Genomic DNA, 7,245 nt, shown 5'->3' with positions numbered 1-7,245 from the left:
CTATTTATACCTTTGCCCCTCAATTTGCAAGATTATCTGGGAAAGACCCTTTTTCTGATGAATTTATTGAGCAGCATGTAGACTATGTTTTAACGCTTTTCACGACCTGCGCCAAAAAGCTATGAGATAGATCACAACGATCTACCTCGTAGCTTTTTTGCATTAAAGACAATTAATATTATATCAAGCCGTTATTTTGCAACATACATAGATATCGAGATTAAAAATGAGTTCAATCACTAGAAATATCTTCGGCACCATCAATAAAACTATTAATCATTGGTATATTCCACTTGTCGTTGGCATTATTTTTATTGCCACCGGGATATATACCTTTGTTTCACCACTTGAGTCTTATGCTGCGCTCGCTATTTTATTCAGCATATCTTTCATTATTTCAGGCGCTTCTGAAATTGCATTTTCTTTATTAAATAAGGAGGTACTTAATAATTGGGGTTGGTTTTTAGTCCTTGGGATTTTAACGTTAATTGTTGGTGTTCTTTTGTTTGTTAACCCGGCAGTATCGCAAGCTACCCTGCTTTTTTATGTGGGTTTTTTAGTATTGTTTCGTTCCATTAGTGCTGTCAGCCATTCATTTGAGTTAAAAGAATATGGCTTTTCTGATTGGGGGTATTTAACAGTAATAGGGGTTGTCGGTATTGTTTTCTCCTTTATCTTATTATCTAACCCTATACTTGGTGGCATGACAGTTGTTATATGGACTGGCTTAGCCCTGATAACCAGTGGCTTTTTCAGCATGTACCTTGCTTTTAAATTAAAAAGACTAAAAGACTTACCAAATAATATTTCTAATGAACTAAGAAGTAGGTTCAATTTAGTATCACAAGAAATTAATAACGTATTAAACAGTAAACAATAACTACATTCTCATTTGGTCACTGACCTATAAATATTTAAGTTAATAGCAGCTTCATTTTAAAACAACACTGAGTCATAAGACTCTTTAACCCACTAAGGGGATAATAATGAAAAAGACTAATGAAAAACAAAAAACTATCGACAGCTTTCCACATCAGCCAGATGCTAATAAAGCCTATCCACACCACTACCCACAAAACACCTTGCCGTTTGCTGACAAAATAGGCAACTATCAACGCAATATCGGTAGACCAACCGACGCTTATAAGGACAGTAAAGTCTATATCATCGGTAGTGGTATCGCGGGCTTATCCAGTGCTTACTACTTCATTCGTGATGGTAAAGTACCGGCAGAAAATATCACCTTTTTAGAGCAACTAGAGGTGTCAGGCGGCTCCATGGATGGCTCAGGTAATGCTAAGAATGGCTACATCATACGTGGTGGCCGTGAGATGGAATTTACCTACGAGAACTTTTGGGATGTCTTCCAAGATATTCCTGCAGTAGAGATGCCAGAGCCATACAGCGTACTAGATGAATATAGACTGATTAACGATGATGATCCTAACTATTCAATCGCTCGTTTGGTACATCAGCAAGGTAAAATCAAAGAAACGAATGGTGTTACTCTAAAAAAATCTGACCAATTAGCATTGATACGTCTACTACTAAAACGCAAAGAAGAATTAGATGATGTGCGAGTCAATGATTACTTTAGCGACAGCTTCTTTGAAAGTAACTTCTGGATACTTTGGAGCACCATGTTTGCCTTTGAAAAATGGCACAGCTTGCTTGAGTTAAAACTATATATGCACCGCTTTTTGCATGACTTAGATGGTCTGCATAATATGTCGATGCTAGTATTTCCAAAATACAATCAATATGATGGGTTTATCGTACCGCTACGTAACTATCTCATCGAAAAAGGGGTTAAATTCCAATACGATACTTCGGTGACGGATTTAGATATTGAGTTTAATCAAGCTGATGACCATGAATCTGTTAAGGGTTCAGCTAATGAGCCAACCAAAACGGTCAAAGCCATCATTGCAGAAGTAGGTGGTAAGCCTACCCGTATTACTATTACAGAGAATGATTATGTAGTAGCAACCACAGGCACAATGACTGATGATACACGATATGGTGATAACGATTCTGCGCCAAACCTAGATGCTATGTTAGACAATCAAGGGCAATCAAAAGGTTGGACGCTTTGGAACAATCTTGCTCATAAGTCCAGCGTCTTTGGTCATCCTGGAAAATTCAATGGTAATGTGAATGAGTCTGCATGGATGTCAGCCACACTGACTTGTAAGCCTTCTGCATTGGTAGATAAGGTTAAAGAGCTGTCTGTTAATGATCCATACTCAGGTAAAACAGCGACAGGTGGTATCGTCACCTTTACCGATTCTAACTGGGTAATGAGCTTTACTTGTAACCGTCAGCCGCATTTCCCTGATCAACCAAAGGACACCTTAGTACTTTGGGTGTATAGTTTGCTGATGGATAAAGATGGCAATTATATTAAGAAACCAATGCCAGAATGTACAGGTAATGAGATTTTAGCAGAGCTTTGCCATCACCTTGGTATTATCGATGGGTTAGACGGCGTGGTTGACAATACCATTGTTAAATCTACCTATATGCCATATATTACCTCACAGTTCATGGTACGTGCGCAGGGCGACCGTCCTGAAATTGTACCGCAAGGTTGTACTAATCTAGGCTTAGTAGGACAGTTTGTCGAAACTAAAAACGATGTGGTATTCACCGTCGAAAGCTCCGTTCGTACGGCTAGAGTTGCGGTATATAGTCTACTTGATATAAAAAAACAGGTACCTGATATAGACCCATCTCAATATGACATTCGTCACTTATTACGTGCGGCAAATACGTTAAATGATGGTAAAGGATTTATTGGAGAAGGCTTATTACGTAAGCTCTTAAAAGATACCTATTATGAGCATATCTTGCCACCTACCCATCTAAACAGTCAGGAACAGGCTAAGCGTAATGACTCTATTTTTTCAGAGTATTGGGAGTCTATTAAAGGTCTTTGGCGTAAATAAGCTCCTTTAGATTGCACAGCTTAATACCTCTATTGCTTTAGGCAACGTACATATCATAAAAAAGGCTCCCTTTTGGGAGCCTTTTTCTATTCGCTAATAAATCACTTTCTACCAAGCGCACTCATGACTTTAGGCTTAGGTGAGCTATGCTTGTAGTGGTCAACTAATTTAGGACACCTAATAAGAGGTTTTGAACCACCCCGGGATTGTCGGAGACTTAATATTCTGAGAGAATACGACAATGAAAACACGAAACTACACTCCCGAAATTAAAGAAAGAGCCGTTCGCATGCTGATTGAAGCATTAAGCGACTATCCCTCTACATGATCAGCCATTCAAGCCATTGCTCCTAAGATTGGCTGCACGCCTGAGACCCTGCGATCATGGCATAAAAAGCACATAGACCAAACTATCCCTGCATCATTACAAGCTCAAAGCCAAGAGCAGCGTATCAAAGATCTTGAACGTGAGAACAAAGAACTAAAGCAAGCCAATGAAATTATACGCAAGGCTGCCGCTTTTTTCGCCCAGGCGGAGCTCGACCGTCCACTCAAGTAATGGTCAAATTTATTGATAATAACAAGCTAGAATACGGGGCCCTAGCCATCTGTAGAGTACTACCGATTGCCCCGTCAACCTATTACCGTGCTAAAGACATGGAGTGCTGCCCTGAAAAGCGTTCACTGCGCAGTCAGCATGACGACTATTATATCAGTGAAATCAAACGTATTTGGCAGGACTGAACCGCCCCAGGATTGTCGGAGACTCAATCCTACCTTGTTAGTAATTTCTGCCTGACTCAGGTAAATTAACCTCCGATAAAGTCGGGTTGGTTCAATGACTTGATAGCAAAGGGCATGCTGAACAAACCTGACTCTTCTGGGTGCAGTACCAGCTATGAGATAGAGCTCACCTCATTTCTACGGAATTGACATCATACACCAGTTGATAATTGTGGGTCATATTGCTCACAGCCTTTGAGATTGCCTTTATTCGCTTTACTCTGCCAATTAGATAACGTTTGCATCTCTATTCCGAGCTGCTGAACAGTTGCGCTCAAGTTACGATTGTTGTCTGCTATCTTTCTGACAGCTTCTGCTACAAATTGACTGCCATGTTATGCCCTTTTAATGCCATAAATCTGATATCGTTCTTTTAGGCTTATATGTGTGTAGCTCACGGTTGCAATCGTGCTTTGGCAGTGGATAATGATTTTGAGGTTAGGGCATCTAGGCCTACGTTGTATCTGCTCAGCCAAATATTTACAATCATCTATTATGGCTACGTTTGATGCCAGCATAATTTTTGATGCACCATCCAATATTTTTTTCTAATGACAATCAAAGGAGATTTATATGAAAGCGGCACGTTTTTATGACAAAGGCGATATTCGTATTGAAGATATTCCAGAGCCTACTGTAGAGTCGGGTACCGTTGGAATCGATGTCGCTTGGTGTGGCATCTGTGGTACTGACTTGCATGAGTTTATGGAAGGTCCTATTTTTATCCCCCCTTGCGGTCATCCTCACCCCATCTCAGGAGAGTCTGCCCCAATCACTATGGGTCATGAATTCTCAGGGGTCGTTTATGCTATCGGTGAGGGTGTTGATGATATTGAGGTTGGTCAGCATGTCGTGGTTGAACCATATATTATTGCCGATGATGTGTCTACCGCGCCTGGTGAGAATTATCACTTATCAAAAGATATGAACTTCATTGGTCTTGGTGGTCGCGGTGGTGGTTTGTCTGAAAAAATTGCGGTCAAGCGTCGCTGGGTACATCCTATCTCTAATAAAATCCCATTAGATCAAGCAGCCTTGATTGAACCGTTAGCCGTTGGCTATCATGCTTTTGTGCGCAGTGGTGCCAAAGCAGGTGATGTCGCTTTGGTCGGTGGTGGTGGTCCGATTGGATTGTTATTGGCTGCCGTTTTAAAAGCCAAAGGTATTACCGTCATTCTCACTGAATTGAGTGCCAAGCGCAAAGAGAAGGCTAAAGAAAGTGAGGTTGCCGATTACATTTTAGATCCGACTGAAATAGATTTGCCTGAAGAAGTCATGAAGCTTACGGATAACCGCGGTGTGGACGTGGCCTTTGAATGCACCAGCGTCAATAAGGTATTGGACTCACTGGTTGAACTTACTAAACCTACTGGTGTGGTTGTGATTGTCTCTATCTGGAGCCACCCAGCTTCCGTAAATGTACATAGCGTAGTCATGAAGGAGCTCGATGTACGTGGGACTATTGGTTATGTAAACAATCATCAAGAAACCATCAAATTGGTCGAAGATGGCTTAGTGAACCTTGAGCCCTTTATTACTCAACGTATCAAATTGGATGATTTGATTGCTAAAGGCTTTGAGACTTTAATTCACAACAATGAATCAGCAGTGAAAATTATTGTGAACCCAAACCTGTAAACAGTAAGGCAAGGGGATATCTGGCTAGCTAGGTGGTTTTAATCCGCACGTTAGAATTAACCAAACCTCAAGTTGCCCAAATTTACCTAGGAAACCTTAGACACACGGTGACACTCCTAAAGCGATTTAAAGTACTTGTGCCAATTGATTATGACGGTACCTAAAGATTTTACCAGAATCATAGCGAAGGACTAAACAAAACAATACCTCTGGGAGTCAACTCCCAGAGGTATTGTTTTTGTTTGTCATACAGACAAGGTTTTTAATATCTGGTTCTTCGTTAAATTGGTTAGGCTTTTCTTGTCATCATTTAGCATAAGCATTTCAATTATTTCGAAGTTAGCACTTAGTACATCCTCATAAGACGCTAAGTTTACGACAATCCTGGGGTGGTTCACTATGAAGACCACTATAGTCGTCAGATGCAAGGTTTTGCACGCGGTACTGAGAAGCAGCAAATCATCGCAAGTCTCTTAAAAGGTGACCATAGCTATTCTGAAATACAAGTAAGGTGGGTACGATTTGGGTGGGCGGCAGACTGGCAAAGCGAGGCTGATTGCAGACGGCTATAATGACAGCTTGCTCAGCTTGCGTCAGTTTGTTCCTCGGGGCTTGGCGCACGGCATCAGGACGCAGGTCAGCACTCACTTGACCCGCTTTATACCAGCGCCTGTAGGTGCGTATGCTGATGCCAACCTCACAACAGGCCAGAGTGAGTCTTGCCCCTGATCCATTGGCTTCTTGGATCCAGTTGATGTACTGCTTGCGCTCTGAAAGTGAGGTCAGTCGTCCTCGTGCTCTTGCCAAAACGCATCCAACTTTTTTCGCAGTACCAATAAGGCGGCAGTTTCAGCTAGGGCTTTTTCTTTTCGGGCAAGCTCTCGGGTGAGTTGCTTAATCTGCTTGCGGTCTGTTTGTTGTTGACGCTTGTCTTTGAGGCTTTGCTGTTTGCTGCTACTAAAGCCTTGTAGGGCAGAGGCTCGCCAAGCTTTGATTTGTTCGACATAGAGGCCTTTGTTGCGGCAGTATTCACTAAGCTCGCTTTCGCTTAGGGCGGCAGTCTCAATAACGGTGGCAAGTTTGGTGTCACTGGTCCAGTTATCTGGGGTATGGTGGTTGGTGGGCATGGGCTGACCTTGTTCTCTGGCGTGATTGCGCCAATTATACAGGGTCTGTAAGCCGATGCCTTCACTTCTTGATACTGCAGCAACGCTCATGTTGCTTGGGGGTTGTAGTTTGCTGAGTATGGCTTGTTTACGTTCGTCACTATAACGTGGCATGATGTGTCCTTGATGCCCCCATTTGGATTATTCTTTAGGGGTGACAACTATCCTGCCATAGGGGGATAATTGACGCTCTCATCACCCCCTTCGATATAACTGGAAAAGTTCTCACTGATAAAACGGTAAAACAAAGTACCCAGTACATATTGCTTAAAGTCCCAGCCATCGACTGAGCCACGAACCTCGTTTGCAATTTGCCAGATTTGGCGGTGTAGTTCGGCTCGTTGTTGGGTACTTGTCATGATAAGAATCCTATAGAAATAAAAGAGGAACAGGTTAAAAAGTGGGTATTACAATGCTTGATTCGTTGATAATAACTGGACCATAGCAATTTTTTATTTAAACGGAGATCAAATTTCTAAAATACTGGTTAGTCGGTTTAACCATCCGTCAAATTCGATATTGGTTTCAGTTGATTTAAATGAGAATGATGGGTGCTTCATTCTCTTTACTACTCCAAATTTGTTTAGATAGACATCGGTAGGCCAATTAATTGAACGTTGAACTATCAACTGTAATGTTTTCTCAAGTTGCCGATTGAGCTATGCTGAAGAAACCGTAGAGATAAACTTGGTAAACTAACGACTCGATGA

The 7,245-nt window shown here is 41.6% G+C and carries 3 protein-coding genes, 5 pseudogenes and 1 other annotated feature; of the genes and pseudogenes, 4 read left to right on the top strand and 4 right to left on the bottom strand.

The window, feature by feature from the left end:
- Positions 1 to 226 precede the first annotated feature (226 nt).
- The 3 genes and pseudogenes from EI162_RS12740 to EI162_RS14685 all read left to right on the top strand — a co-directional run.
- Positions 227 to 880 carry an HdeD family acid-resistance protein gene (locus EI162_RS12740; RefSeq protein ID WP_058023642.1) on the top strand — a complete coding sequence of 218 codons (654 nt, stop codon included), beginning with the start codon at positions 227 to 229 and terminating at the stop codon, positions 878 to 880.
- Between the two features lie 106 nt (positions 881 to 986).
- Positions 987 to 2,948, top strand: coding sequence for an oleate hydratase (locus EI162_RS12735; protein WP_192524700.1), 1,962 nt, complete (start codon positions 987 to 989; stop codon positions 2,946 to 2,948).
- 241 nt (positions 2,949 to 3,189) lie between these two features.
- A pseudogene (locus EI162_RS14685) lies at positions 3,190 to 3,689 on the top strand (transposase); the annotation flags it as partial.
- Positions 3,465 to 3,581, top strand: a sequence feature (AL1L pseudoknot). (Overlaps the previous pseudogene by 117 nt.)
- A gap of 209 nt (positions 3,690 to 3,898) precedes the next feature.
- Here the strand turns inward: EI162_RS14685 and EI162_RS14680 are convergent.
- Positions 3,899 to 4,030 (bottom strand): annotated as a pseudogene (locus tag EI162_RS14680) (IS3 family transposase); the annotation flags it as partial.
- Between the two features lie 274 nt (positions 4,031 to 4,304).
- On the opposite strand from EI162_RS14680, the gene EI162_RS12725 reads away from it, so the two are divergent.
- Complete coding sequence (locus tag EI162_RS12725; protein WP_192524698.1) at positions 4,305 to 5,369, top strand: 2,3-butanediol dehydrogenase; 1,065 nt, start codon at positions 4,305 to 4,307, stop codon at positions 5,367 to 5,369.
- A 504-nt stretch (positions 5,370 to 5,873) separates the two neighbouring features.
- Here the strand turns inward: EI162_RS12725 and EI162_RS12720 are convergent.
- From EI162_RS12720 to EI162_RS14940, 3 pseudogenes are all read right to left on the bottom strand, one after another.
- A pseudogene (locus EI162_RS12720) lies at positions 5,874 to 6,298 on the bottom strand (IS3 family transposase); the annotation flags it as partial.
- A 404-nt stretch (positions 6,299 to 6,702) separates the two neighbouring features.
- Positions 6,703 to 6,894, bottom strand: a pseudogene (locus EI162_RS12710) (type I restriction-modification system subunit M N-terminal domain-containing protein); the annotation flags it as partial.
- 108 nt (positions 6,895 to 7,002) lie between these two features.
- Positions 7,003 to 7,179: pseudogene (locus tag EI162_RS14940) on the bottom strand (hypothetical protein); the annotation flags it as partial.
- Between the last annotated feature and the right edge of the window lie 66 nt (positions 7,180 to 7,245).

The organism is Psychrobacter sp. FME6 (assembly GCF_014861365.1).
Lineage (GTDB): Bacteria > Pseudomonadota > Gammaproteobacteria > Pseudomonadales > Moraxellaceae > Psychrobacter.
The sequence above is the reverse complement of the archived record's forward strand: the minus strand, read 5'-3'. Positions and strand labels throughout refer to the sequence as shown.

Excerpts from the sequence above, each read along its gene's own strand:
- EI162_RS12725 (WP_192524698.1), top strand. The coding sequence starts at position 4,305 with ATGAAAGCGGCACGTTTTTATGACAAAGGCGATATTCGTATTGAAGAT.
- EI162_RS12735 (WP_192524700.1), top strand. The coding sequence starts at position 987 with ATGAAAAAGACTAATGAAAAACAAAAAACTATCGACAGCTTTCCACAT.
- EI162_RS12740 (WP_058023642.1), top strand. The coding sequence starts at position 227 with ATGAGTTCAATCACTAGAAATATCTTCGGCACCATCAATAAAACTATT.